We start from the raw sequence: 1,301 nt of genomic DNA, 5'->3' as shown, positions 1-1,301 counted from the left end.
TGTTTAAAAAGTAGTCGATTTTGCGATTTTTTAAATTTTATCAATGCGTGAATGTTCAAAATTATCCCCATTTCTTGTGGATAAATTTCAGGCACTTTGTACGCTTTAGCTTACTCAAATTCCAGTTCTTTGCGGCTATCAGGATAGCTAGAATATCCCTACGATAGATTCATACAGGAACAGGATGTTCCGGAGCAAAAAACAACAATGATAAGTTCTAACACTAGGATTGTGAGGTAGAGCAGCACCTACCAAAGATCGCACAATAAAAAACCCCGGCAGGATACCGGGGTTTTTTCATTCAGTGACTCTCATATTCCAAGTTCACTATGACTACCTAATCGAATCAGGCGCAAGACTCGGATCACTCCTTTATCATCTTTCTCATAAAGCAGTACCAGATCTGGACGAATGTGACAGTCCCGATATTTTTTCATATTTCCAGTCAAAGCATGGTCAATATTACATTTCATAATTACATAGCCCAGGTAGAGATTTTACGTCTAATTTCCTCAAACCAAACTTCTTCATCTTCACTGTCTAAGTTAAAGCTAATTAAATTATCTAACCAATTTTTTAATTTATTAACATCTTGAAAATTATGAGTTATTCCAACTTGTAAAAAAGATATAAAATCATCTAAAGACATAGGAACAATTTTCGTTTTTCCCCCATAGTGTTTCGTTGAAAATCGATTTAAGTTAAAGAAATGTGCTTTTGTTCCTGGCGCAACTTTAGGCGCTATAAATATACAATATGCATCATGGTCAACCTTTCTCACTAAATCACCATAATGTCGTGGAACAGAAGACCCTTCCATATTAAATTGAGTGTCTCCTGATGACATAGTTACTTCAACAATGCATGAAAAAGAACCATAATTAATTTCTATATCAGGTTTCTTACCTGGAGCTGTATTTAAAGGCATTCCATCTAAATCTACAATGAAGTTACCTTCTATCGCTTGTGTATGATTTAGTGCTGCAAAAGCTCTCCATATATTCCATTCAAGAAATAAAGGAACATCTGGAACATCTCTTTTCTTAATTTTTGCAAAGATATCTAAAATATCGTCAATATCAGATCTAAGTTTTAAATGATTAACTGTATCTTCGATAGTTTTAGCTTTTCGCTGGATTTCCAGATCATTTAATAAATCTTTCGCATCATCAACTCTCAAGGATTCTACATCTATAGAATCATCTAACTCTTTAATTTTACTATTGATAAGTTCACTATTATCTTCAAGAACAATTAACTCATCTGGATCAAAAAGATAATTTTCATATTCAACTAAAGTT

The 1,301-nt window shown here is 33.2% G+C and carries 1 protein-coding gene and 1 pseudogene; both read right to left on the bottom strand.

Annotated elements, in window-relative coordinates; all coding sequences use genetic code 11:
• Positions 1–311: 311 nt before the first annotated feature.
• Positions 312–458 (bottom strand): annotated as a pseudogene (locus FTV34_RS17530) (type II toxin-antitoxin system mRNA interferase toxin, RelE/StbE family); the annotation flags it as partial.
• Positions 459–475: 17 nt separating this feature from the next.
• On the bottom strand, positions 476–1,301 hold an 826-nt coding region (locus FTV34_RS17525), incomplete at its 5' end, for an AlwI family type II restriction endonuclease (protein WP_180070921.1).

Source organism: Acinetobacter sp. YH16038, from assembly GCF_013417275.1.
In the GTDB taxonomy this organism is placed as follows: Bacteria; Pseudomonadota; Gammaproteobacteria; order Pseudomonadales; family Moraxellaceae; genus Acinetobacter.
This window is presented reverse-complemented; position numbering and strand designations above follow the sequence as displayed.